The following is a 24,878-nucleotide window of genomic DNA, read 5'->3' as shown; positions in this document are numbered from 1 at the left end:
GGTTACAGGGCTGGCGTCTTTGAGGACAAGAACGACAGACATTGATACCCCGCAACGATCTGGTTCTTAGCAAGGCAATCCTAATTGCCCTTGATCGCCGGCCGACGAATGGGGATCGGCGCGATGCATTGCGCTATGATCGTGGCGTTACACTGGCGACTCCGCAAAGAGGTTGAGAAGAAGCGCGAGGTAGGGGTTGCTGTTGGCTCTAGGTGCGGCTGGCCGGCTTTGGCCTAACGTTCCATGAGGACAAGACCCGGCTGTCGCCGTTGGGCGCTTCGCGTTCCTCTCGCGACAACTGAGAGGCGAGCCCCGCCCGAGACCTGCCTTTCTGGGCTGCAATTGTCCGGCCGGATCCGGGATGACTGGGTATTTCACAAACAAAAGGGGGCGCCTGGCGTGAGCTGACCTCGCTGCGGCACGGTGCCTTGGCGGGCTGGTCAGAGTGAGACGCTGACACGCGCTTCCTTTCCCCCCGCCAGCTACGCGGATGGCGCGAACTACGACGCAAGCAGCATACGATGCGGGTCGGAAAGAAGGCGAGTGCTGGGAGATCGAAGCGCACGTGTGTGAGGGGGAAAGCCAATTGGCAATGGGACACGCTGCAAGCACATGTAGCTCATCCAGCCGCATCGCCGTTAAGCTGTATGCACCATCAACGATGGCAGGAAACTCCAGCTAATGATTCTTGCAAAAACGCGCCCTTAACCAGAGGAATTGCATGTCGATCTCTTGCTTGCGATCTCGAAGATGTGTACACCTAACTTGCATTTTCGGAGGAGCGCTTATGCCGCATAACTCAGTCCCATCAGGGAAGATCGAACGCGCTGACGTTCAGCTTGACACCGGCAGCCATCACCGAGCCAAGCTTGGCTTCGTCCTTCTAGCGATGGAGCAAACCATCGAGGAGAACATGTTTCGTATGGCGCCCATGGGCGTAGGGGTACACTTCCAGAGAGCGCCTATGCCGAACCTTTGTAATGTTGAAACCCTAGGCGCAATGGCTGAAGGCATCGAAGGCGCCGCAGCATTGATCGTTCCGGAGGGAAACCTAGATGTCGTATGCTACGCTTGCACATCTGGTAGTGTGATTATCGGCGAAGAGAAGGTATTCGATCTGCTTCGCTGCGGAGCTCCGACGGCAATACCGACCTCTATAATCTCAGGAGTGATACGTGCTCTGAAAGCCGTGAACGCCCGAAAAATCGCGATCGCTACACCGTACGTTGCGGGGATTAATGAAATCGAGCACGTCTACTTGGAGCAACGTGGCTTCGAGGTGTTAAATATTCAAGGTCTTGGAATTGAAAACGACGCAGATATTGTGCGTGTAACGCGGCAATATCTGTTTGATTTCGCTCGTAGCGTCGACAGTCCGGATGCTGACGCGATCTTTATTAGCTGTGGCGCTCTACGTTCGCTGGACATCATCTCGGATCTAGAGGCCGCCTTAGGCAAGCCGGTAATCGTCAGCAATCAAGCTATGATGTGGGATTGCTTGCGACTGGCCGGTGTGAACGATAGGATGGATGGGTATGGTCGGCTTTTTGCGGATCATTGAAGAAACAAAGTGGCCGATCAGCTGAGCCGGATTTTGGCGAAAGAAACCCGGGGTTCTAGGTTGGCAACGACGTGTCCCTGAAAAGCAATCGGTTTGAGATTAGCCTGTTCCTCGAACGAGGAGGCAGGCAACTAGCCGATCGAAATTTTCGGGCGGGATCATCCGCATTTTGAAGGGGCACGCCGCCGGACATGCCGCAGCCCGGCCCACCCCACCTCGGCGCTCGCACATCAGGAGATGACGATCCGGAAGCTGGAGCGGGCTCGGCATTGTTAGGGCTCTGAACGATGGGCCCGCCTACACGAACAGATGGACCCCATCTTGGAAGAAATCGAGAGCATGGCGACGGAAGTCGAGATCGCCAGTAAGGTACGACTGCGCCCGCTGCCGACACTGGCGGCGGTGTTTTCATGATCCCGATTCCAAGCCTTGTTGCGAGACGGCTTGCGCTGCGCACACCTTCAATTGCCGCGACAGATCGCGGAAGCGTTCGGCGTAACTCCGTCACAGCTCTATACCTGGCGCAAGCAGATGGCCGGCGGCGAACTCGCCGATCAGGCGATGGCGTCCTTCGCGCGCATCGACGTGAGCGATCTGCCCGAGGTCAAACGCCCCGTTGCCGATTGCCCGGACCCGGCCGGAAGGTGCGCCGCATTGGGCGCCAGCCAGTCGTTGATTAGGCTTTTGACAAGTTCAACTTTCCAAAGAGGATATCAAAAGCCTCCACCCAAGGCAGAGCGGCTCGCCTTTCGGCGAGGTGCTCCAGCCCCACTTTTGTGTAGGTACCTTCCGTTGCGATGCCGTCAGAAACGACCTCAAGTGCTACATCCTGCCGCGCGAGCGCGTAGCCAGTCGCTCCCGCAACATTCCCTGCAACAATTAGCCGGGCTTGGGCCGGCGTGAGTCCGCGCTCCAAGAACCAACCTTCAAGCGTGGCGACGAAACGGTACATCCACCCAGCGAGGCAGGCACCGAACATCGCAAGTTCGAATTGATCTTCGGTATCGAACGTCACGACCTTACCTGCACAATTCAGCACCGGTTCGAGGCCGTGAGACGCAGGAAATACCGGAATAATGCCATCGTTAATCGTATCAATATAGCTCGACGGCATGATGCGCACCACCGATATGTCTTTGCCCGTTGCCGCCCGTAATTCTGCGATGGTGACGCCCGCGACGGCCGAAATTAATACCTGCTCTGGACGCATAGCCAGATTGGGCAACGCATTGGCAAGCTGTTCGGGCCGCACCGCCAAAAGGATCCAGTCGGCCTCGGCGAGCATGCTCGCATTATCCGCGGCTACCGTGCAGTCGTGGGTAGTGGCAAGCCGCTCTGCCTTGACTCGGCTATAGGGCGAGAGAAGAATTCGACCGCCAAACCCACCCCTTCGCAAGGCGGCGATTAAGTAGGCGGAGAAGTCGCCGGTTCCAATAAACCCAATTGTCGGCATGTTCATATGGTGACTCCAATATCGCATGCCGCCCGAGCTTTCAAAATGCCGACCGGTTTGCGCTAGCTGCCTCCATTGCGTCGAGCCTGGACAACACCATCGCCAGATGTGATTTGTGAACCGTCGCAACCAGACGTACATCCCGAAGCTCCAGGCTTCTTCGTATCACGCGCAGCTCATCGATAAGGTCTTCTACCTGCTGCCGAAAATCCATTTTCTCAAGAAGCAGGAACCAAAATCTAGCTGACTGGAAGAAAAGGATATCGTTGAAGTCTCTCAGAGGGCCATTGCTACTCAAACCATGCAGAACTTTATGCAGTCGGATAATGATTTCGGCAAATTGCCTTTTATCCTTCACATCTAACAGTTGTCGACAGGTTTGCTCCAGGTCGTGGATTTCGCGGAGTGTGTCGTCAGTCACGGGAAGGGGGGACGACTCTGCCATAGCGTCCATCAATCGCATCCGAACGATGTATATATCTCGCATCGAGCTCAGATCGATCGATGTGACTTCGGTGCCGTTGCCGTGCTGGCTTATGATCAGCCCGTCGTACTCGAGGCGCTGCAGGACCGTGCGAAGGGGAGTTCGACTGACACCGAATTCCGATGCAAGTTCCCTCTCGTTGAGTCGGCTACCTGGCTGGTAGTCAAGGAGGCATATTCGCCGCCGTAACTCGAGGTATATTTCCTGTTTGCTCATTTTTCCGGCGGGTTGCCTCTCTCCGTCCATAACTCCGTCTTTGTCTTCATGAGCAGTGAAGGTGGTTTCGTTCGTAGATACCAAGGCGCTGTGGCGTTTCATCGCTAGCTTTCTCTAAGCGGCAGCAGGGGTGAACGGCATCGAGTCACGTTCCAACGCGCAAAGTCGAGTTCATTTGACGTAAGTACGCGATTACGCTCTGCGCGGTAATACGCCCCGTAGCCGGGTTCTCGTCGCTTGGGCGATTCTGTATCGACATCGAAAAGTTCGAACTGTCGGATTCCACATCTACGTTGTGGGTGTTGAACATTAGACTAGGATCTGCCCAAATCTCCATCTGCGTTCGGTCCGGTCCGAGACCCGCCAGGCTTAGAGCAGCAGCGACATTCACGTTGGCGGGGAATTCCTTCGCCACGTCGCTCACGGTGCCTTTTAAAACGCAAACTGCTTCCTCGAGGCTTTCCAAGTTCAATCCGTTGCGAACGACATAAGGTGCGGTTGCAAGGCTCCTTGGCGGTTTGCGGGTGCGGATCGTCACCTTGCGGATCTCACCAACTGCCGCGGCTTTGATGGCGTCGAGCCCAAGCATCGCCCCGGATGGGACCACAATTCGCCCACCGATGCGGCGCGCCAACTCCACTAGATCTTCTCGACCGAGCAACTGGCTCGCTGACATAGCGATGAGGGTCTTGCCGGCGCTCAGGACAGGCAGCGCGATAGCGTCGAACATCTTTGGCGGGAGACCCTCCAAAACTGTATCACACTCTCTTGCCAAATCTTCAAACGAGAGGCAGGAAACATGACTGTTTAAAGTGGCATTGAACTCTGCGGCCCGATTTTGGCTCCGGGCCGAGATAGCCACCAGTTCGCACCCAACTATTTCCCCCCGATCCAATGCGTGTGCCACGGACGAGCCTATGGCGCCAATCCCAGCTATTCCAATTCTGACAGGAGTCCCGACCATCAATCTGCCGCTTTGACTGCGCTCAAGAATTGTTGCGTTCGTTTGCTTTTGGGATTGGAAAACAGTTCAGCAGGACTGCCTTGTTCTTCAATCTTTCCACCATAGAAAAAGCAGACGCGATCAGAAATATCACGAGCAAAACCCATTTGATGGGTCACCATAAGCATCGTCAGCCTGTGCTTGAACACCAAATCCTTAATCACATTCGTGACTTCGCCGATAACCTCGGGATCAAGGGCAGAGGTAACTTCGTCAAACAACATAACCTTGGGCCTCATCGCCAGGGCGCGGGCAATCGCTACGCGCTGTTGTTGGCCACCCGAAAGCCGGGAGGGATGTTGGTCCTTCTTGTCGATCATGCCAACCATCAGGAGAAGCTCTTCGGCACGTTCTCGAGCCTCGCGTCGCGAGAGACCCAAGACTAAGACCGGCCCCTCCATACAGTTCTGTAGCGCCGTCATGTGGGGAAACAAGTTGAAATGCTGGAAGCACATTCCTATCGAGGAGCGTGCTTTTCGTAGGTACTTTGCATCTGCCCGCACCAGTACGCCGTTTTTTGGCATGTGGGTGAGGGGTTTGCCATCCACATAGATGACGCCGCCGTTGATGGTCTCGAGGGTCATCAGCATGCGCAGCACCGTCGTCTTGCCGGATCCCGATGGGCCAATGATGCTCACCATCTCACTTGGTGCGATGTCCAAGTTCAGGTTGTCCAGAACGATAAGGTCGCCATAGCTTTTACGGACCTTCATGAACCGTACCATCGGTATGTCTGGACCGACGAGCTCGAGGGGATATGACGAGAGGTCTTCCATCATTGCATTCCTAACTTACGGCGAACGGTCGCTTCAAACCAACGAATGGCGCGCGCGGCGGTCAGTGAGATAACCAAGAAGATAACGCCCACCATGGTGTAAGGCTCAAGGTAGCGATAGTTTTGCCCGCCTACGGCGTTTGCTGCCTGCATCAATTCGGCAACACCAATTACAGATAGCATAGGCGTATCTTTGAAAATGCTGACCAAGTAGTTTCCCATCCCAGCAATTGACGGGGGAAGAGCCTGCGGCAAAACAATACGCCTATAGGTCTGCATCGTCGTTAGATTGATGGCCGTGCATGCTTCCCATTGCCCCTTCGGGACCGACTCAATGCCACCCCGATAAACTTCAGAGAGATAGGCAGCATAGTGCAGGCCGATAGCGATCATGCCTGCCACCCAAGGGCTCACAAAAATCCCGTATTCTGGCCCGACGTAATACACAAAGAAGATCTGCAGGACGAGCGGAGTTGAGCGGATGAACTCGACGATTTCGCGAGCAATATAGGTCAAAATACGCAACGGTGTTCGCTGAGCAAGTGCAAACAAGAGACCAATGACAACGGCAATGGCGTATCCCATGCCCGCAGCCAGAAGGGTATTGCCCGTAGCCCAAAGCATCTTGGGCAGGATTTCGGCTGTGAATGCGAAGTCCCACTGCATCGCTCAAGCCCTTCCTATCCGCCGAGCCATGATGCGCTCGGTCCAGCGCATGCAAGGCGTGATGAGAAATCGAGAGAAGACGTAGTAGATGATCAGGGCTGTTCCAAAAGTCCACGTAGAGAGATAAGTTGAACTGTTCAGCTGACGCGCCTCAAACATAAGATCAGGAACTGCTATCAGCGCCACCAGCGCGGTGCTTTTGAGCAGCTCGACCACCAAGTTTCCCCAGGCCGGCAGCATAATTACAAAGGCCTGCGGGATGATAATCTTTCGCATTTGTTGGGCTGGCGACATCGACAATGCGTAAGATGCCTCCCACTGACCGCGCGGCACCGACTGTATGGCGCCCCGAACCAGCTCAGCGCCGTAGGCGCCAAGGTTCAGGCCGACTGCAAGAAATCCGGTAAGAAAATTATCCAATGTGATGCCAAACAGCGGCAACACGTAAAACAACCAAAAAAGCTGGACCAGCAGTGAGGTGCCGCGAAAAAACTCGACGTAGCCCACTGCGGCTCTCCTCACAACCGGGTTCGAAGACAGCATCATCAGGCCGAAGAGGTTGGCCACTAATACGGCCAGCCCCAAGGAGCAAAGGAATTGGATGGCGGTCACGAGCGCGCCGTCTACAAACCGGGTACCATAATCCGCAAGGAACGAGGTGTATGTCATAGGAGCTCACTTCGGCAATGCTGACGAGCTGCCTCACGCAGCTCGCCAGCCAACTCATTGTTACCGATTGGCGCAGATCCATTCGGTTTTTGCATCGCCCGGAAGCTGAGCTTTCGTGTATTGAAACTTTCCGACTGCCTCAAGCATTTCCGGCGAACCGAGGTACTTTGCCTGGGCCTCGTTGTACGCCTTCAAAAAGTCCTTGTCCTCAGGCTTGAATGCAATCGCTACCCAATTATTCGTCCAATCGGGTAGAGCGGCCGGGTCAGTCACTTCGATTTCGTCGGATGCGCTAGCGGCCAGATTTTTGGCGTCGAAATAGTTACTAGCTCCGGCGTCCGCTCGGCCCGCGCGAACGGCAGCAAGCAGTTCAGTGGGGCCTGGCACCTGCATAATCTTGCTTTCAGGGACTCCTTCCTTAAGAGCCTCGTCAACATTGACGTAGCCGGACACCGTCACCATCGTTGCGTCCTTCTCCTTAATGTCCTTATAGTTCTGAATTCCCTTCGGGTTGCCTTTTTTGACAATAAACGCGTTGCCAAATTTCCCCATTGGTTCGGCAAAGGCGACGTTCTTGCAACGCTTGCCGGTGATGTACATTCCGCCGGTGATAATGTCGAAGCGACCTGCCTGAAGCCCCGGTATCAAGCCACCCCAATCGGTCACGACTGGCTCGATATTAGTGTACCCCATAGACTTTAGGACGCCGACCGCCAGTGCGTTCGCGAATCCCAGCGGTTCGTTTTTATCCCCGGGATAAGCCCAAGGGATTTCATGAGCGAAGCCAATGCGTATTGGTTTTCCCGCTTTAGCGCTGTCCGTCAGCCCGTCAGCGTGAGCGACGCCGATAAATAGGGCAGCAGTCGCGGCGATTGCAGCCAAGATAGCTTTCATTTCATCCGTTCCCTTTGTTTTTGGGTTTATGCAAAATTGCCTAAGAGGTATACCATTGCGCCAAAGAAGCCGCAAGGGATGTTCCTGCTCGTCGCAATTTTCCGCTAAAATGGGGTTATTGCGTCGACTTTAGAAAATTGCCATTGCCATTTTTTGAGAGTGACGGTACGAGAGGTGTACCTATCCCGATGTTGAAAACTGGATACAGCACCCGAGAGGCGTTCATGACCTACCTTTCACCCTTTCCAAAAGATGAGCTTGATCGTCGTGTATCGAACGCGCGTAAGGCGCTTACAGAGAACAACCTTGATGGCATCTTGATTGCCGTTCCTGAGAACATTTATTATCTCACCGGGCTTGATCACTGGGGATTCTTCGCGGCGCATGTGCTCGTTTTGAACCAAAGCGGAGAAATGGCCCTTTGCTGCCGCGCGATGGAGCGGATAACAGTTGAGAACCAGGTCCAAAACGCACGCTTCTACGGGCATAAGGATCACGAGGAGCTCTCGGACTACGTTCATCAGGCCATGAAAGATCTAGGCCTGTCGGGAGCCCGCGTGGGCATTGAGAAGCGCAGCCTTTTTCTTACGCCTCGACACGCGGAGCGCATTCAGGACGACCGTTCGGGTGTAAAGTGGGTGGATGCTTCCGGGGTTCTTGATGACCTGCGTCTCGTGAAATCTCCCCTTGAAATAGAATATACGCGGAAGGCGGCCCATGCGGTGGATCTCGGGACGTTGGCCGCGGTCGCGGCAATACGTGACGGTGGGTCGGACTACGAAGTCGCCGCGGCCTACCACAGCAAGATGATCCTCGAGGGCAGCGAATACCCTGGTTTTGGCCCGTTCATCCGTCCGACCAGCCGCTTGGGTGAAGAGCACACCACCTGGCGTGGCGAGGTATTCCGGGACGGAGATGCCGTCTTCCTTGAAACCTGCGCCTCATATCGCAAGTATCAGTCTCCAATGGGCAGGCTTGTGTATGTCGGTAACGCACCGAAGGGTGTCGAAGAGTCTGCGGAACTCGCTATTCGCGGCATGAAGGCGATCTGCCAAGCGCTTCAGCCCGGCGCGGATGCGGGTGACGCCTACGAGGCTTGGCATGAAGTAGCGGCAAGCGCGGGCCTTGTTGATTACCATCGCCATCATTGCGGTTACCTTGTAGGGATTGGTTTCCCTCCCAGCTGGACGGGCGGCTCCATGGTGACGAGTCTCTTCCCGAAATCGACCCGCAAAATTGAAGTCGGCATGGTTGTTCATGCCCATTCCTGGTTCACCAACACAACAGTGGCAGATTATTTCATCTCCAATACCGTGTTGGTAACCGTGAACGGCGGCGAGATATTGACAAATAAGACGCCGGAGACCCCGATCATTCGTTGATGACTCGCAGGCGTGCGCTGACGGTCAAGTGTCGGCGCACGCTGTTCTTACCGTTTGTCCGAGGATCTTCATGCAAAAACTTACAAAAGCTACGCTGACCGGCATATGCGCACAGATGGCATCACATAGCTGGTCGGAAGAGGAAATAAACGAGCTGGTCGATCCCCATCTGGGAATCATTACCGGGTTTCAAGATCTGTTGAATGAGCTTGAAGAGCTAAGGAAAATCGACCTGGGGACCACGCCACCGGCTATGAGCGTCCAAGGTGCAGACAGGCATGGGTAACAATATCGCATTTCAAAGCGTCAAGAGCCTGAGGTCGATGCTTCTGCGCGGTGACGTAACCCCAGTCGAGCTTGTGGATACATTCGCCGAGAGGATCGAACGACACAATCCACAATCAAAGGCGTTCATCACGACGACGATTGATACTGCGCGAGAACAGGCGTCGCGGCTCTCGCTTGGTGATTTGAACGGCTCCTCGTTCGCCGGAATTCCCTACGCCTCCAAGGATCTGTTCGACGTGCAGGGTGTTCGAACGTCCGCTGGGTCGCGGGTCTTCCACGACAGGATTGCCAAAAAGGATGCGTTTGCAATTGCCAAGCTGCGGGCAGCCCAGGCGCTTAGTCTTGGCAAGACGAACCTGCATGAATTCGCATACGGCGCGACGGGCGAAAACGAGGTTTATGGGACGGCCGTGAACGCTTACGATCCGACGCGTCTCGCGGGTGGCTCGTCGAGCGGCTCCGCGGCCGCGGTGGCTTTTGGTCTCGTGCCGGCGGCACTTGGAACGGATACCGGTGGCTCCGTCCGTGCTCCCGCTGCGTTGAACGGGCTCGTGGGCTTTAAGCCCACGATCGGCCGTGTCCCCACTTCGGGGGTGGTGCCGTATTGCTGGACGCTGGATCACGTCGGATTGATGACACGCACGATTGCCGACTGCGCCGATCTGCTGAGCATTGTGTCGGGCTACGATCCCACCGATCCCGCTTCAGTCAATCGGCCCGTTGAAAACTGCTCTGAAGCGCTTGATCGGGACGTCTCAGGATTGCGCGTCGGTATTCCAAGCAACTTCTACTACGAGCGTGCGGACGACGAAATCCTTGAGGCTCTTGAACGGGTGAAAGAGTATCTTGTCGCAAACGGCGCAAGGCTAGTGCCGGTGACATTTCCGGATATGGAACATAGCCGTACAGTCTCGCTCACCGTGCAGATGCCTGAAGCCCTCAGCGCGCATTCCGCTCATTTGCAGGAGCGCGGCGACCTTTATTCCGCGGATTTCCGTGCTGGTTTGGCGTTGGGGCAGTGCATTCTGGCGGAGCACTATATCAAAGCGAAGCGGTTCATCGAGATCTACCGGCAGCAGACGAATAGGCTTTTTGACCAAGTCGATCTGATCCTCACCCCGGCGACGCCCGAAATCGCCCAGAAAGTGGGCACCGTCAAGGTGACACGAAACGGGGTCAACGAAGCGATCGGCAACGCGATCACCCGGTTCACGACATTCTTCAATATGACCGGCCACCCGGCGCTGACAATGCCATGCGCGATGCATACGCAGGGTCTCCCGATCGCACTGCAATTGGTGGGCCGGTATTTTGACGAGATGACTGTCTTGCGTGCCGCACACGCAATTGAGCGAAGCGACCAATTCTCAATTCCGCTACCGAAAGTAGACGCCTGAGATGGCATATACGTCCCCAAGATATGCCTTCTCACGACGTTTTGCCGAACCTGGAAGGGCTGCGCGGATGCGTATCGCATCGCGCGTGATTGGACCCCGCTTTGACCAAACGACGGTTATTGGCATCGCTCCTGCAAGCGAGCAAAGCGCCCATTTCCCCGCCGCGCTCCTAGAGGGAGAAATATGGTGTTTGCGCTTCTAAAGTACGGCTTTTCAAGACGTTATCCCGAGCGCGATGAGATACCGCGAACTCCGGATCTGCAATCCCACTACGACGTCGTCATCATCGGCGGCGGTGGTCACGGAGCCTCCTTGGCTTACCACCTGGCGAAGCACCATGGGATCACCAACGTTGCGATTCTGGAGAAGGGCTATCTTGGAGGCGGCAACACCGCGCGCAACACCACGGTGATCCGCTCGAACTATACGGATCAACGCTCGATACGGTTCTATGCGAAGGCCCTGAGACTTTATGAATCCTTTGCCAATGAGCTCGATTACAACATGATGTATTCCCGTCGGGGACAGCTCACGTTGTCGCACTCGGACGGCGTTTCGCGATCGCTTCGCCTGCGCGCCGACGCCGGCGTCTTTTGTGGTGAGGCTAACGAGATTGTTGATCGCCAGCAGATCAGAAGCTTGGTGCCTTCGCTCAATCTCGATATCAAGGGTATGCCGATCCTTTGCGGTCTTTGGCACCCGAGCGCAGCCATCGCACGTCACGACGCAGTCGTATGGGGATATGCCATTCGCGCGTGTGAGCGTGGGGTCGAGCTTCATCAAAGGACGGAAGTCCTGGGGATGGAAGTCTCCGGCAATAGAGTCACACGCCTGCGCACAAATCGCGGCGATGTTTCAGCCGGGACCGTGGTGCAGTGCGTCGCCGGTTACTCCTCAGTCGTAGCAAAGATGGCCGGTTTGAAGCTGCCGATCCGCAGCTATCCACTTCAGGCAATGGTGACGCATCCTGTCAAACCCTTCCTGGATCCGATGGTGTCGTCAACCGCTCTGCATTGCTACGTTTCGCAATCGGCGAGAGGCGAACTCGTCATCGGAGGCGGCTCGGACCCATACGAGCTCTACAACACTCGCTCGACCCTGGAGCTCAAGGAAGGTCTTGCTGCTTCGGCGCTGGAGATGTTCCCGTTCATTGGAGAACTCAAGATCTTGCGCCAGTGGGCCGGGATCACCGATATGACGCCGGATTATAGCCCGATCATGGGTCAGGGTCCGCTCTCGAACTATTGGCTGGACGCAGGTTGGGGTACCTGGGTCTTCAAGGCGACCCCGGCCAGCGGATTCTTCTTGGCGAAGGCCATTTCGGAAAACCGCATCCCTGACGAGATCAGGCCATTTCAGTTAAGCCGGTTCGACAGTTTCGATCTGGTCAACGAGATGGGCGCTACCGCTGCAAGCCATTGAGGAACTGAACGTGAAGTTGATGACTTGCCCTCTGAACGGGCCACGCAACATGACCGAGTTCCAGTGCGGTGGAGAGGTGCATCGGCAACCTGAGCCGTCGGGCGCGAGCGACCACGAGTGGGCCGAGTACGTCTGGATGCCCAACAATACGGCGGGCGTCGTGCGGGAGTGGTGGTGTCACACACCGACGAACTTCTGGTTCCTTGCGGAACGGAACACAGTGACCGATGAGATTCTGGCCACATTTCCTGTACCGGCAGATGGACCTCTGGGAGAAGCGTCATGAAAAGCGCGACGCCACGCAAGGGCCTGCTTATCGACGCGTCGAGGAAGCTTAAGTTCACGTTCGACGGGCGGGAGTATGAAGGCCTATCCGGGGATACCATCGCCTCAGCGCTTGCGGCTAACGGCGAATGGATATTGTCGCGGTCATTCAAATATCACCGACCGCGCGGTATCCTGACCATGGCCGCTCAAGACGCGAACACACTTGTCCAAATCGGGAACGAGGTAAGCGTCTTTGCCGATCGTCATCCTATATCAGACGGTCTGACCGTACGTGCCCAAAATGTTGGCAAGTCGGCACGCAGGGACAGCGGGTTCGTCATGAACAGGCTTTCCCGCTTCATGCCGGTCGGCTTTTACTATCGGACCTTCTACAAACCCAAAGGAATTTGGGAAAAGGTGTGGGAGCCCATCATTAGGGCCAAAGCTGGGCTGGGTAAGCTCGACGTCACAAAAGCCACCGAAGGGTATTACGACAAGGCCTATGGCTGGTACGATGTGGTCGTTGTCGGTGCGGGGCCTGCTGGTATGGCGGCGGCGATTGCTGCGGCCGATACTGGCGCGTCAGTCTTGCTGTTGGACGAGAACCCACGGATAGGCGGGGCGCTGAACTATGCGCGACTGGCAAGCGAAAGGGACCTTGTCAGCGAGGTCAAGGCCCACAGCAAAATCGAGATTTGGACCGACGCGATCTGCAATGCGTGGTATGCTGATAACTGGCTGCCGGTAATTCGCGGTAACCGGCTACACAAGCTGCGGGCTAAACAGGTCATTTTCGCGACCGGGCTAATTGAGCAGCCATCACAGTTTCGAAACAATGATTTGCCCGGCATCATGCAGGGCTCGGCGGCTCAACGGCTCATTCGGCTGTTTGGTGTGAAGCCTGGTCATCGTGCAGTCATACTCGCTGCCAACGATGACGCATATGGCGTGGCGCTTGACCTTCTTGAAGCCGGCGTCGACCTGACGGCAATTTGCGATCTCCGCAAGGCCGGCAGCCATGGACCATTGCGTTCGGAGCTTACGGAACGAAAGGTCGAGATTCTGGACGGATGGTGCCTCTATGAGGCACAGCCCGAAAAGGGGCATTTGCACGTCCGTGGGGTAGAGCTTGCCGAAATCGATGCGGAAGGCGCAGCAGGCAGGAGGCGCCGAAGGATCGACTGTGACCTGGTCTGCATATCCGTCGGCTATATCCCCGCCTATCAGCTGCCACTGCAGGCGGGTGGCAAGCTCGCTTACGATGACGGGGCCGCGCAGTTCACCATCGACGGGCAGGGCAAAGGCGTAATGCTTGCCGGGTCGGTCGACGGGTTCTTCGACCTGGACGGTTGCATAGCTCATGGCGCGGCTCAGGGCTTGGCGGCCGCGATCGATTGCGGCTATCAAAGCAAACGTCGGCCAGCGCTTCCAGCTCGGGATCGAGGTTCCCCAAATCATCCTTGCCCGATCTTCCCGCATCCCAAGGGAATGGACTTTGTCGACTTTGACGAAGACCTTCAGGTCAAGGACATCAAGAACGCCATTGCGGACGGGTACCGCGAGCTCGAACTCGTAAAGCGGTTTTCGACCGTTGGCATGGGGCCAAGTCAAGGCCGGCATGCTGCTCTGGCAACTGCAATGCTCGTATCGAAATACACAAATCGGACAATAAGTGAGGTGGGCGTCACCACCGCCCGGCCGCCGGTTACAACGGAAAAAATCGCGACTTTGGCTGGTCGAAAGTTTACGCCATTTCGCCAAACACCGATGCATGAACAGCATACCGCTCAAGGAGCAGCATGGCTGCTTGCGGGAAATTGGCTGCGCCCCGCCTACTATGGTCATGAACGCGATGCCAAGAGGCTCATTGCCGAAGAGGTTGTGAACGCAAGAAACAACGTAGGCATGATCGATGTTTCGACTCTGGGCGGGTTAGACGTGCGGGGGCCTGATGCGGCCGAATTTCTAAATCGGATGTACACGTTTGCCTATGTGAAGCTGCCCGTTGGCAAGACCCGTTACCTGCTTATGACAAATGAGGCGGGTACGGTCATTGATGACGGTGTCGCGTGTCGACGCGGCGAAAACTATTTCTACGTCACGGCGACCACCACCGGCGTGGATAGAATATACCGCAACATGCTGTGGTGGAACGCCCAGTGGCGCCTCGACGTGGATATCGCGAATGTTACGGCCGCTTATGCGGGGGTTAACCTGGCAGGGCCTAATGCCCGCAAGGTACTTGAAAACCTTTGCGATGACATTGCCCTGTCGCCGCAAGACTTCCCATACCTGGCTTACCGTGAGGGGACGGTAGCGGGGATCCCTGCACGGGTATTCCGAGTGGGTTTCATCGGCGAGCTTGGTTACGAAATACATGTGCCCTCACGCTTCGCATCGGAACTCTGGCGGGCAGTCGGGGATGCGGGCCGAGCTTCCGGTATTCGCCCATTTGGCCTTGAAGCCCAACGGCTCATGCGGCTCGAAAAGGGACATGTGATTATCGGTCAAGACACTGACGGCATGACCACGCCTGAGGAGCTCGATATGAGCTGGGCAGTCGCTAACTCGAAGCCCTTTTTCATTGGAAAGCGCAGTTTGGAAATCCGGAACAAGATGTTGTCGAGCCGAAAACTGGTCGGGTTTGTGCTCGACAGGATGCCGACGGCTGGGCTCCAGGAGTCTAATCTGGTTGTGAAGAATGGATCCATAGCAGGGTTCATCACCTCAATCGCTTTTTCGCCGACGTTGGGGAAAATCATCGGCCTGGCCTATGCCGATCGCTTGGACGCCAATCTTGGAACACGAATTGTGCTGCGTTCAAGTGACGGCAGCGAGCATCAGGCGGAAGTCGTCTCTCCTCATTTCTACGATCCCGAAAACCTGCGGCAGGAGATGTAAGGTGGGCGCTATTGCTAGAAGTCCGTTCGCTCATCGCTTGACCGGCGCGAGCCAGACTCCGCAGAACGATAATGTCGTCATCCGTGACCTGTCGACGCTGCCGCGGATCGGCTTCAAGGGTAACGGGACGACGAAATGGCTGAGCTCGAAGGTCAGCGCCGTCCCAGACGTTCCAAACAAAGCGATTGCCCTGTCCGATGGCTCTCTCATCGCGCGGCTCGGAAAGGAAGAGTACCTCGTCCTGCCTAACCCAGACGCGGTAGGTAATGTGTGCACCGACCTGGAGGCAAGCTGGAATGCCGACGATGCCAGCGGTGAGCGCCGAATAGGGTACCCGCTTCCCCGTGCCGACAGCCATAGTTGGCTCCATCTAGAGGGCAGGTGTATTGCGCAGATGATGGCGAAGATTTGCGGTGTGGATTTGCGCAGCGATCGGCTTCTCCAAGGTGAGGTCGTACAAACGGTAGTAGCGCGGATCAGCGCCGTATTGATCCGCGAAATGAAGGACGGGCCCTACGGCCTGCACATGCTGACTGATTTCGCCTCAGCCGACTACCTATGGGATGTGCTCCAGGATGCTTCAACTGAATTTGGCGGCGGCTTTTCCTGGGAACGGGAGGATCTAAAATAGCAACTTATCACTTCAATTCGGACAACGGCGCGCCGGTTTGCGAACAGGTGATGAACGCGCTCGTTAACTGCAACCGAGGCGTTGAGGTGGCCTACGGCGCGGATCGATTCACCGGGACTTTGGCACAAGCGTATTCGAACTTTTTTGAGCGTGAAACCTTCCTTTTTCCGGTGCCTACAGGCACCGCAGGCAACGGTCTCGCGCTCGGCGCCATCACGCCGCCGTATGGCACGATCTTTTGTCACGGGGGTGCCCATATCGTGACGACCGAAGCTGGCGCTCCAGAGTTCTATAGCGGGGGCAGCCGCATGACTTTGCTGATGGGTCAGCACCATAAGATATCGCCTGTCACGCTCGAGGACAGCCTGCAAAGTCACGGTATCGGCAACGTGCATCATATGGCGGTCAGCGCACTCAGCCTTACCCAAGCCACGGAAGCCGGAGTCGTTTATGAACTGGACGAAATACGAGCGCTGAGTGCAATAGCGCATGAAGCAGGCATGAAAGTCCACCTTGATGGGGCGCGCTTGGCGAACGCTATGGTTCATTTGGGCGTAACGCCAGCCGAAATGAGCTGGAAGGCCGGAGTGGACATTCTCACCTTGGGCACCATCAAGAACGGAACCATGAATGCGGAAGCGGTGATCACGTTCGATCCTGCAATCGCGGAGATACTGAGCTTCATGCACAAACGCGCCGGGCACCTGTGCTCAAAGATGCGCTACATGTCAGTGCAGCTCTTGAGCTATCTGGAGGATGACCTCTGGCGCCGAAATGCTCTGCAGGCGAACCGGAACGCCGCCCGAATAGCAGATGCTTTAAGACCGTGTGCCGGTGTTGAGCTGGTTCATCCAGTGCATATTAATGAGGTGTTCGCCATTTTGCCGCCGAGCCTTCTGGAAGCACTCCGGGACAAGGATATCCATCTAAGGCCTTGGAACTTTCAGGACAAAGGTCAAGGCGTCCGCATTGTGATGTCCTACTGCGACAGCACAGAGCAAATTCAGCGATTTGAACAGGCCTGCCGCGAGCACGGACCTTCCTAGCTTAGAGCCCACTCCGGGTTCACCCGCTGATTGCGCGATGTGATCAACGAGCGGCAACGAGATTTTACTAGCTCCTAGTTGGAAAGCAGCGCGATGCTCGAATATAAAATGATCGTTGATGCCGGCCGGGTTCTCGAAGGCGTAACACGGGTTACGCCGGTGCTCGAATCCGAACTTCTCAACCGCCGTCTTGGTTTCCGCTTCCTCGTAAAAGCCGAGTGCTTGCAGCATACCGGATCGTTCAAGATTCGTGGAGCTTACGTCAAGATCGCGTCGTTGAGCAAAAAGGAGCGCACGGCGGGTGTCGTGGCTTTTTCATCCGGCAATCATGCTCAAGGGGTTGCCGCCGCAGCTGCCGAAATGAATGTCACATCTACCATAGTCATGCCGCAGGATGCGCCGGCCGTGAAACTGCGCAACACCGCGCAGTACGGTGCCAAGGTGATCACATACGATCGGGCAACCGGTGACAGGGCCAAGATCGCACGAGATGTCGCCGAGCAAACAGGAGCAACTTTGATTGCTCCCTATGATGATTACGTTTTGATGTCGGGGCAGGGAACCGTTGGACTGGAAATCGTCGATCAGCTGGCGAAACTGAAAACGTCCGCAGACGCTCTGGTGTGCCCCGTTGGTGGTGGAGGGCTGATCGCTGGCATCGCCACCGCCATGGCAGAGTTGTCCCCGGCGACCACTATCTGCGCGGCTGAGCCGGAACATTTCGACGATACCAGGCGATCGTTGATAGCAGGCGAGCGTGTTGGAAATGAACCCGGGTACAACTCGATCTGCGACTCGATCGTAACGCAAATTCCAGGTGAAAAGACCTTTCCGATCAATCAGAAACTTGTCTCCCACGGCTACGAGGCGTCGGAAGCTGACGTCATTTTCGCGATGCGATTATTGGCGGATGAGATGAAGATCGTTGCCGAACCCGGTGGAGCAGCTGCGGTTGCCGCGGTCCTGCGGCACCCCGAAACGTGGAGCGGCAAGACTGTCGTTGCAGTGGTATCCGGGGGGAACGTGGATCTGAGCGCCTGGCGCGAATTTCTGAGTTAACCTCCTCGCCGAATCGCAACGTTTGTCGTGGTCGGATGCAAAAGGCTGCCCCCGAAAAGCCTCTAGCCACTTTTGCCGCCAACTTCCCGCCTCACGAATTAATGGGACCTTTCCCGATAACCTGCAAAGGCAAGCGAATGACAACTTTTATCCTGACGGCAACGTGTCAATCAACGCGAGGAATAGTGGCCGCCATCTCCGGTTTTCTCTACGAAATGGACTGCAATATCGTCGATAGTTCGCAATTCGACGATCTCAGCACTGGTCGCTTCTTTATGCGCGTCTCCTTCATTTCAGAGGCCGGGAAAGAAGCCGAAGCGCTTGCCGAAGGGCTAAAACCAATCGCCGAAAAATTTCATATGGAAGCAGAGCTTCACATCCAGACGCAAAGGATGAAAGTGCTGTTGATGGTGTCGGCGTTCGGCCACTGCCTCAACGACCTCCTATACCGTTGGCGGATCGGGGGGCTGCCGATCGATATCGTCGGCGTCGTCTCGAACCACTTCCATTACCAGAAGGTCGTGGTCAACCATGATATTCCCTTCCATCACATCAAGGTGACGAAAGAGAACAAGCCTCAGGCGGAAGCGCAGCTCATGGACCTCGTCGAGCAGACAGGTACTGAGCTGATCGTGCTCGCCCGTTATATGCAGGTTCTTTCCGACGCAATGTGCCGCAAGATGTCGGGAAAGATCATTAACATCCATCACTCCTTCCTACCCAGCTTCAAGGGCGCTAATCCTTACAAGCAGGCGTATGAGCGCGGTGTGAAGCTGATCGGCGCCACCGCCCATTATGTGACGCCGGATCTTGATGAAGGGCCAATCATTGAGCAGGATACGGTTCGCATTACGCACGCTCAAAGTGTGGAAGACTATGTCTCGATGGGCCGTGACGTTGAAAGTCAGGTTCTGGCACGAGCGATCCACGCCCATATTCATCACCGCGTTTTCTTGAACGGCAACCGAACTGTCGTCTTCCCAGCAAGTCCAGGAAGCTACGCATCGGAACGCATGGGTTGAAGTACCTCTAGGTCAGCACGACTTCGTGAGCTACCGTCCTCCACCAAGCGCTTGACAGGCCATTCATTCTACGCTGCGAGGATGTTGTTCGCAAAGATCGCATGCGGTAGGGAATAACGTGCTCGAAGAGCGAATGACGCTCTGCACGTCTTAAAGGTTGCGCCGCTCCGCAATCCTCGGCGTGCCCTGACGCATCTATTGGAGGAACAAGATTCGCTCCTGAGGATTCGAGCTGATTGTTGCATCAGCCGCTCTCCGTGAGAGGTATCGAAATGGGCATTGGCAGTCTTATCCCAAAGAGTGAATTCATCGGACTTGAGAACGTGACCCACCTTGCCGCCGGTGGTGAAACGCCGGTTCTGATCAGCAACGTTGGCGCGGTGACACGATTTATGGTCGACAAGGGCGTTGGCATGCCGGGCCGAGATCGGATGTTTGCGACCGCCACCAGAGCGAGGGAGCGCCTGGCTAGGCTCCTCGGTGCTACATCACAAGAGATTGCGCTCCTGTGGAACGCAACCGCGGGCCTCCACGCAGTCGCTCTTGGAATAGACTGGAACCCCGGCGACAACGTCGTCGTCGGTGCAAGTGAATTCGCATCCCTGCTTCATATCTGGCAGGCTGCTGGGATCGAAGTGAGAAGAGTTGGCACTGGCCCGCGCGCCACTTCAGAAGAGATTGCCGACGCAGCGGATGAACACACACGAGCGATCGTGGTCAGTCACGTCAGCTACCTCACCGGCGCGCGAAGCGACCTTGCTGCTGTGAGAGGGATTGCCGACAGGTGTCGTGCGCGGCTCGTGGTCGATGCATCGCATTCGCTCGGCGTCGTCCCTGTAGACGGTTCGCTTTGCGACGTCGTTGTTTCCTGTTGCTACAAATGGCTGCTAGGGACGCATGGGGTCGGGGTGTTCTTCGTGAACTCCAGACGATGGCACCAACTTGAACCAAAGGCAGTCGGTTGGAACTCGGTTATACACGAGGCGGACTGGCGCCAACGAACCAGCTTTCAGTTGAAGCCTACACTAGAGAAATTCGAAGGAGGCAACCCCAGCTTTATGAGCATCTACTATCTTGAGAACGCTCTGGCAACGCTCGAGAAGATCGGAATCTCCAGGATTGAATCGCATGTTCTTGAGCTTGGCCGAGCGCTGCTTGTTGGGCTTAATCGCTTGGGCGTCAATCTGCTCACACCTGAGAGGCCCGCGAGCAGGGCCGGCAATATATCGATTGCAACAACCCATTCCGAACAATTGGAAGCGCGGCTGCGCCAGCGCGGTGTTTTGACCTGGGGCGGCGATGGGCGACTGCGGATTTCGGTTCACGCCTACAACGACATGGCGGACGTTGACCGTGTGCTGGATGAGATAGAAGCGCTTGGCTTATTTTCCTAGGCGTCTATCGATTAGAAGCGCTCTTCGTTAGTCCCGCACGGAGGGCTTCGCGGGGCTGCATTTGGCAAACAGGTTTCCGTTTGGCTTTTGGCGCGTATCGCCCCCGCTGGCGCTCGCACAAAGTCGCGAATCAAGCTCCGGGAAGGCGCTAGACTTGGAAAATGCAAGGGGTGCAAGAAACGGCTTGGCGTGATTAGTTGGACCGCTCCGCTGCAGAAGTTTCCAGCAACCATGAGCGCAGCACCTCCGCCGCTGGAGAAAGCGCCTTATTGTCGCTCCACGCCACAAACCAATCGCCCGGCGCTCGCAGCTCAAGGTCGGTAATCCTGCATAGTTTGCCCTCATCTATCAAAGGCTTCACCAACCTATGCAATCCAACGGCTATACCCTGGTCAGCCAAGGCGGCTTGGATTGTCAAGAAAAATCTGCTGAACCGCCGGCCTCGCAGCGTTCCATGGGGTATTCCGCCGCGTCGGAACACCTCATCCCAGCCCGTCCAGTCCTGATCTACCCAGTTGAAGTGCAGAAGGGGGAGCTCAGGTAGCGACTCGGGTGTGGCATCGGGGTGCTGTTGTAAGTAGGCCGGTCCGCATACAGGGTATATGGTATCGGGAAACAGTAGTTCTGCAATTTCGCCCTGCCACGCGCCTAACCCGTAACGAATACAGAGATCGACTTCCGCACGTTTGTAGTCACGCGTATCATTGGACATCAGATGGTCCACGGAGATTTCCGGATATCTTTTCCAAAAATCCGGCATGCGCGGCATAAGCCACATCGACCCGAAGCCATCTGTGCAAGCAAGTGTCACATTCTTTGGACGATCGCCGCGCTTGATCGTTCTGACAACCTGAGACGCTCGGGAGAAGCCGCTTGACAGCACCGCGTAAAGATCCTCGCCGGGGCTGCTGAGCGAAACCTTGGATCTATCCCTCAAAAACAGTGGAACTCCGAGTTCTTCCTCAAGGGCCTTAATTTGCCGGCTAACTGCGCTTGGCGTGACGTTGAGCTCGGAAGCTGCAAGCTTGAACGACAAATGTCTTGCGGAGGCCTCAAAAATGGCGAGAGCCGTCAAAGATGGGAGATCATAATACCGACGAACCATTGAGCACCCTCAGCGCACCAATTCTAACCGACGAGACTGAACTCAGATTAGCATTTGAATGAGACTTTTGCATGAGTTCAAAGCATCCGTTAGTGCAACGATTCAAGCTAACATGGCGACCGTGCCAAGAGGTTCACGACGGCTGCTCCCAAGGTCATGTTTAAGGCATGCGCCCGTGGCTTTCGCGTCGAGCATCGGGGACCACAAGCTATCAATTGTTGGATCGGAATACCCATCCGACGGCTACACGGTTTCGAACTGACCCTCGAGCCGCCTGTTGAAAGAGGTCGGGCCTTAGCCTGACGCGGTTCTCGCTCCCGGGGCGAACCCCTGGGCCACTTGCTTGCCAACGGCTTCGATCCTTCAGGCGTGTTTGGTGGGAAACCGCAATCTCGCTTGGCGCTGCCAGGCTTTCGTCGCACAAAATGTAATCTGCCGAATGATTTTATTTCGGATTCTCCTCCATGCGACTTTGCTTATAACGGCGGCTTGGAGCTCAGATTGGCGGGGCCTTAGTCGCCACTACCATGGAGTATTGATCTTGAATATCGCAAACGCAATTGAGACTCGACGTGAACGTCTGAAACGTATGTTGTCACCGAAGAGTGCAGTTTTTGTCGGCGGGGCCGCCACGGTTCCAGCCATAGATTATTGCCGTGCGCGCGGATTTCGCGGAAAAATCCATGTCGTAAATCCTCGTCGCAGTGAACTGGCGGGTATTACCTGTGTACCAAACTTGACCCTCCTCCCGGAAATACCGGACGTCGCTTATCTAGCTGTACCGCGAGAGAGCCTTGTCGGAGTGGTGCGGGAAGCATCAGAGATCGGAGTTGGGGGCGCGATCTGCAACAGTTCCGGATTTTCCGAAATGCATGGCGGAGAAAAATCCCAACGTGACTTGGTGGAAGCGGCGGGTGGAATGCCCATCATTGGGCCAAATTGCCCCGGAGTGGCGAACTTTGTTGACCGGTCCGTTTTCATGATGGACCATTTCGGTCACCATGGCGATGATGGTTGTGTTGCTATTATAAGCAACGGAGGAGCGTATCTCTCCGATCTTGGGTGTGCCGACAGATCGTTACCAGTTGCCTACTCGGTGGGGCTCGGTAACCAGGCCATGATAACGGCCGCCGACATATTGGATGTGGTGCTCGATGATGATCGCGTTCGCGCCGTGAATCTGTATTTAGAAGGCATAGTTGATGCGGCGCGTCTTTCGGCGGCCGGCTTGAAAGCCGCGCGCAAAGGTATTCCGGTGGTCGTCATAAAAGGCGGTAGAACAACAGCGGGCCGTCGCGCAAGTCAGTCACACACGGCTTCGCTGGCAGGCGACGATATTGTGGCCTCAGCGCTTTTTAAGCGACTTGGTTTTGTCGAAGTCCGTACCCCTATGGAAGCGGTCGAGACTTTGAAGATGCTCGTTTACGCACCAAAAGTGAAAGGACCGCGCACTGCTTTTGTAACGAGTTCAGGCTCCTATGCGGTTCTTGGCAGCGATATTGCAGAGGCTAATGGCCTAGTCCTGCAATCTCCGTCCGCTAAGGCGGCGGCGACGCTGGAAATGCATCTTCCGCCTTTTGTCCATCCTGCCAATCCTCTCGACATATCTTCTGCGCACGGTAGCGACACGGACTTGGATCTGAATCTGAGTATTTATCGAGCGTTCCTGTCAGACGATCACGACGTGGCCGTTGAGGTGATGTGTTATCCCCCCGAGGGGGGGTGGGATCCTAGCGGCTGGGACATAACTACCAAAGCATTTGCACGAGCGGCCAGAGAGAGGGGCTTGCCCGCTGCATTCGTCAACACCGTCCCGGAGATGCTGTCGAAAGGCGTTCGAGAAAGGATGATAGCTGAGGGACTGGTGCCGCTTATGGGCATTGATGATGGCCTGCGTGCCGTGGCGAATGCGGTGCGTTTTTCAGAGCTGGCAGACACTCTCGCCGGACAGACTGATGGAGAGATTGTTCTGCCGCAATACTCGGGCATCGCGGGCGCCGGAGTGGCTCTCGATGAGGCGGATGCCAAAGCCGAACTCGAGGCATGTGGGATAGTTGTGCCTCGTAGCTGGGTTGTCACGGTCGAGCGAACCGATCAACTAGCTGGGATCAGTTTTCCAGTGGCAGTCAAGGCCCTGAGCGCTGGGCTTGCGCACAAGAGTGAGTTGGGAGCTGTTGCACTGAACCTCGAAACACCAGAGGCAGTTTGGCAAAGCATAGACGCTATGGCCCACAAATTAAAAATTAGCGCCCCGGATATATGTCTCCGGGGTTTCCTAGTGGAGGAGATGGTCAAGGATGCGGTCGGTGAGGTCTTAATCGGGATACGCCGTGTAGATCCAATCGGACTAGCCCTCACTATCGGAAGTGGGGGCACCGAAGCCGAGTTGCTACACGACACTACTACGATTCTTTTGCCATCCTCGCGTGATTCCATCGCCGATGCTTTGCGAAACCTTCGGTTATTCCCTATGCTTTGCGGTTGGCGCGGCCGACCAAAGGGCGATTTGGACGCGGCGGTCGATGCCATTCAGAAGTTTGCCCAATTCGCGATTGCAAATGAAAAGCGCTTTGTCGAAGCGGAGATAAATCCGCTAATGGTGCGCCTTGAAGGGCAAGGAGTGGTCGCGGTCGATGCAGTCATGCGACTTGCTGGGACTTCTGGATAAGCTTCGAGCAAACGCTCGCCCAGGTCGAGGATATAGGGAAGAGCTTATTCCTCATCGCTCGATTATAGCTGCCATGCGATCTGTACTGGCATAGTTAGAAATCACGCCGGGGCCGAGCCAGGCGCGGCTCTGGCCATGAGCGGCGGATAGGCAAAGGCGGGCCTTCCGCGCCGGAATGTGACGCAGTTCGTCTAACGAAAGCTCACGTTGTCGAGGTACCGGAGCAGATCCGTCTTCTCATCGATTCCTGCCACTCAGCAACGGGGAGCAGGCGCCCGTCCGCTGATTCTTCGACGCTTGGGCGCGTTCAAAACTCCTGGGAATCCAAGAACATCCCCTCCGCTTTCAGCCACATCGGCGTCGGTATCATCCCCCGCCATCGCCGTGCGGGGCCCCACCGGCGACAGCACATGCTGAAACACCGAGTTACCGTGCGCTCAACCATCTCCCCGATATAGATCGAGCTTCCCTGCTCTCTCGGGCAGCACCGCCGATCAAGTTCTTTTAGCAAAATACTTGATTGCGTCCGGCTGTCCTGCTGAGGGCGGATGCTGGGATCGACTGCATGTCAGTTA

Annotated in this window: 21 protein-coding genes; 13 read left to right on the top strand and 8 right to left on the bottom strand. The window is 56.0% G+C overall.

All coding sequences use genetic code 11. From position 1 onward, the window contains the following. Window positions 1–787: 787 nt before the first annotated feature. Entirely contained in the window at window positions 788–1,561 is a 774-nt protein-coding gene (locus tag AC1D10_RS31450; RefSeq protein WP_477278692.1) for a maleate cis-trans isomerase family protein, read from the top strand. Window positions 1,562–2,237: 676 nt separating this feature from the next. Here AC1D10_RS31450 and AC1D10_RS31445 read toward each other — a convergent pair. From AC1D10_RS31445 to ehuB, 7 genes are read right to left on the bottom strand one after another with little or no spacing between them, the layout of a single operon-like run. Further along, a complete protein-coding gene (locus AC1D10_RS31445; protein WP_477278691.1) occupies window positions 2,238–3,020 on the bottom strand; it encodes an NAD(P)-binding domain-containing protein in 783 nt (260 codons plus the stop codon). A 34-nt stretch (window positions 3,021–3,054) separates the two neighbouring features. Then, entirely contained in the window at window positions 3,055–3,816 is a 762-nt protein-coding gene (locus AC1D10_RS31440; RefSeq protein WP_477278690.1) for a GntR family transcriptional regulator, read from the bottom strand. 43 nt (window positions 3,817–3,859) lie between these two features. Then, entirely contained in the window at window positions 3,860–4,678 is an 819-nt protein-coding gene (locus tag AC1D10_RS31435; protein WP_477278689.1) for an aspartate dehydrogenase, read from the bottom strand. Then, the gene (ehuA, locus tag AC1D10_RS31430; protein ID WP_477278688.1) at window positions 4,678–5,493 is read right to left on the bottom strand and encodes an ectoine/hydroxyectoine ABC transporter ATP-binding protein EhuA; all 816 of its coding nucleotides are present in this window, start codon (window positions 5,491–5,493) and stop codon (window positions 4,678–4,680) included. The genes AC1D10_RS31435 and ehuA overlap by 1 nt, the downstream gene beginning before the upstream one ends. Further along, window positions 5,493–6,158 carry an ectoine/hydroxyectoine ABC transporter permease subunit EhuD gene (gene ehuD, locus AC1D10_RS31425; RefSeq protein ID WP_477278687.1) on the bottom strand — a complete coding sequence of 222 codons (666 nt, stop codon included), beginning with the start codon at window positions 6,156–6,158 and terminating at the stop codon, window positions 5,493–5,495. Before ehuD ends, ehuA begins: the two co-directional genes overlap by 1 nt. 3 nt (window positions 6,159–6,161) lie before the next feature. Further along, complete coding sequence (ehuC, locus tag AC1D10_RS31420) at window positions 6,162–6,827, bottom strand: ectoine/hydroxyectoine ABC transporter permease subunit EhuC (protein WP_477278686.1); 666 nt, start codon at window positions 6,825–6,827, stop codon at window positions 6,162–6,164. Window positions 6,828–6,887: 60 nt separating this feature from the next. Then, window positions 6,888–7,721, bottom strand: a complete 834-nt coding sequence (gene ehuB / locus AC1D10_RS31415; protein WP_477278685.1) for an ectoine/hydroxyectoine ABC transporter substrate-binding protein EhuB — start codon at window positions 7,719–7,721, stop codon at window positions 6,888–6,890. Between the two features lie 224 nt (window positions 7,722–7,945). Here ehuB and AC1D10_RS31410 point away from each other — a divergent pair, with 224 nt between their 5' ends. The 11 genes from AC1D10_RS31410 to AC1D10_RS31360 all read left to right on the top strand — a co-directional run bounded on the left by AC1D10_RS31410 (window position 7,946) and on the right by AC1D10_RS31360 (window position 20,530). Beyond that, window positions 7,946–9,103, top strand: a complete 1,158-nt coding sequence (locus AC1D10_RS31410) for a M24 family metallopeptidase (RefSeq protein WP_477278684.1) — start codon at window positions 7,946–7,948, stop codon at window positions 9,101–9,103. Between the two features lie 70 nt (window positions 9,104–9,173). Beyond that, a complete protein-coding gene (locus tag AC1D10_RS31405) occupies window positions 9,174–9,389 on the top strand; it encodes a hypothetical protein (protein ID WP_477278683.1) in 216 nt (71 codons plus the stop codon). After that, entirely contained in the window at window positions 9,382–10,788 is a 1,407-nt protein-coding gene (locus AC1D10_RS31400) for an amidase (RefSeq protein WP_477278682.1), read from the top strand. The genes AC1D10_RS31405 and AC1D10_RS31400 overlap by 8 nt, the downstream gene beginning before the upstream one ends. Before the next feature lie 183 nt (window positions 10,789–10,971). Then, entirely contained in the window at window positions 10,972–12,210 is a 1,239-nt protein-coding gene (locus AC1D10_RS31395) for an FAD-dependent oxidoreductase (RefSeq protein WP_477278681.1), read from the top strand. Between the two features lie 19 nt (window positions 12,211–12,229). Continuing rightward, window positions 12,230–12,496, top strand: coding sequence for a sarcosine oxidase subunit delta (locus AC1D10_RS31390; protein WP_477278804.1), 267 nt, complete (start codon window positions 12,230–12,232; stop codon window positions 12,494–12,496). Next, the gene (locus AC1D10_RS31385; protein ID WP_477278680.1) at window positions 12,493–15,378 is read left to right on the top strand and encodes a 2Fe-2S iron-sulfur cluster-binding protein; all 2,886 of its coding nucleotides are present in this window, start codon (window positions 12,493–12,495) and stop codon (window positions 15,376–15,378) included. The genes AC1D10_RS31390 and AC1D10_RS31385 overlap by 4 nt, the downstream gene beginning before the upstream one ends. Window position 15,379: 1 nt before the next feature. Beyond that, window positions 15,380–16,009: a hypothetical protein gene (locus tag AC1D10_RS31380; RefSeq protein WP_477278679.1), complete on the top strand. Its 630-nt coding sequence runs from the start codon at window positions 15,380–15,382 to the stop codon at window positions 16,007–16,009. After that, entirely contained in the window at window positions 15,967–17,055 is a 1,089-nt protein-coding gene (locus tag AC1D10_RS31375) for a threonine aldolase family protein (protein ID WP_477278803.1), read from the top strand. Before AC1D10_RS31380 ends, AC1D10_RS31375 begins: the two co-directional genes overlap by 43 nt. A gap of 93 nt (window positions 17,056–17,148) precedes the next feature. Next, on the top strand, window positions 17,149–18,114 hold the full coding sequence (locus tag AC1D10_RS31370) for a threonine/serine dehydratase (protein ID WP_477278678.1): 966 nt from the start codon (window positions 17,149–17,151) through the stop codon (window positions 18,112–18,114). A 137-nt stretch (window positions 18,115–18,251) separates the two neighbouring features. Beyond that, window positions 18,252–19,136 (top strand): formyltetrahydrofolate deformylase, encoded by an 885-nt coding sequence (gene purU / locus AC1D10_RS31365; protein WP_477278677.1) that lies wholly within the window; start codon window positions 18,252–18,254, stop codon window positions 19,134–19,136. 272 nt (window positions 19,137–19,408) lie between these two features. Then, on the top strand, window positions 19,409–20,530 hold the full coding sequence (locus AC1D10_RS31360; RefSeq protein WP_477278676.1) for an aminotransferase class V-fold PLP-dependent enzyme: 1,122 nt from the start codon (window positions 19,409–19,411) through the stop codon (window positions 20,528–20,530). A 193-nt stretch (window positions 20,531–20,723) separates the two neighbouring features. On the opposite strand, the gene AC1D10_RS31355 is transcribed toward AC1D10_RS31360, so the two are convergent. Beyond that, entirely contained in the window at window positions 20,724–21,605 is an 882-nt protein-coding gene (locus AC1D10_RS31355; RefSeq protein ID WP_477278675.1) for a LysR substrate-binding domain-containing protein, read from the bottom strand. Between the two features lie 571 nt (window positions 21,606–22,176). On the opposite strand from AC1D10_RS31355, the gene AC1D10_RS31350 reads away from it, so the two are divergent. Further along, window positions 22,177–24,303 carry an acetate--CoA ligase family protein gene (locus tag AC1D10_RS31350; protein ID WP_477278674.1) on the top strand — a complete coding sequence of 709 codons (2,127 nt, stop codon included), beginning with the start codon at window positions 22,177–22,179 and terminating at the stop codon, window positions 24,301–24,303. Window positions 24,304–24,878 lie beyond the last annotated feature (575 nt).

The sequence above is a fragment of the Mesorhizobium sp. P2_A8 genome, from assembly GCF_056404935.1.
The sequence above is the reverse complement of the archived record's forward strand: the minus strand, read 5'-3'. Positions and strand labels throughout refer to the sequence as shown.

Excerpts from the sequence above, each read along its gene's own strand:
- AC1D10_RS31405 (WP_477278683.1), top strand. The coding sequence starts at position 9,174 with ATGCAAAAACTTACAAAAGCTACGCTGACCGGCATATGCGCACAGATG.
- ehuD (WP_477278687.1), bottom strand. The coding sequence starts at position 6,158 with ATGCAGTGGGACTTCGCATTCACAGCCGAAATCCTGCCCAAGATGCTT.
- AC1D10_RS31435 (WP_477278689.1), bottom strand. The coding sequence starts at position 4,678 with ATGGTCGGGACTCCTGTCAGAATTGGAATAGCTGGGATTGGCGCCATA.
- AC1D10_RS31400 (WP_477278682.1), top strand. The coding sequence starts at position 9,382 with ATGGGTAACAATATCGCATTTCAAAGCGTCAAGAGCCTGAGGTCGATG.
- AC1D10_RS31450 (WP_477278692.1), top strand. The coding sequence starts at position 788 with ATGCCGCATAACTCAGTCCCATCAGGGAAGATCGAACGCGCTGACGTT.
- ehuC (WP_477278686.1), bottom strand. The coding sequence starts at position 6,827 with ATGACATACACCTCGTTCCTTGCGGATTATGGTACCCGGTTTGTAGAC.
- AC1D10_RS31395 (WP_477278681.1), top strand. The coding sequence starts at position 10,972 with ATGGTGTTTGCGCTTCTAAAGTACGGCTTTTCAAGACGTTATCCCGAG.
- ehuA (WP_477278688.1), bottom strand. The coding sequence starts at position 5,493 with ATGGAAGACCTCTCGTCATATCCCCTCGAGCTCGTCGGTCCAGACATA.
- AC1D10_RS31390 (WP_477278804.1), top strand. The coding sequence starts at position 12,230 with ATGACTTGCCCTCTGAACGGGCCACGCAACATGACCGAGTTCCAGTGC.
- AC1D10_RS31385 (WP_477278680.1), top strand. The coding sequence starts at position 12,493 with ATGAAAAGCGCGACGCCACGCAAGGGCCTGCTTATCGACGCGTCGAGG.
- AC1D10_RS31445 (WP_477278691.1), bottom strand. The coding sequence starts at position 3,020 with ATGAACATGCCGACAATTGGGTTTATTGGAACCGGCGACTTCTCCGCC.
- ehuB (WP_477278685.1), bottom strand. The coding sequence starts at position 7,721 with ATGAAAGCTATCTTGGCTGCAATCGCCGCGACTGCTGCCCTATTTATC.
- AC1D10_RS31370 (WP_477278678.1), top strand. The coding sequence starts at position 17,149 with ATGCTCGAATATAAAATGATCGTTGATGCCGGCCGGGTTCTCGAAGGC.
- AC1D10_RS31410 (WP_477278684.1), top strand. The coding sequence starts at position 7,946 with ATGACCTACCTTTCACCCTTTCCAAAAGATGAGCTTGATCGTCGTGTA.
- purU (WP_477278677.1), top strand. The coding sequence starts at position 18,252 with ATGACAACTTTTATCCTGACGGCAACGTGTCAATCAACGCGAGGAATA.
- AC1D10_RS31360 (WP_477278676.1), top strand. The coding sequence starts at position 19,409 with ATGGGCATTGGCAGTCTTATCCCAAAGAGTGAATTCATCGGACTTGAG.
- AC1D10_RS31440 (WP_477278690.1), bottom strand. The coding sequence starts at position 3,816 with ATGAAACGCCACAGCGCCTTGGTATCTACGAACGAAACCACCTTCACT.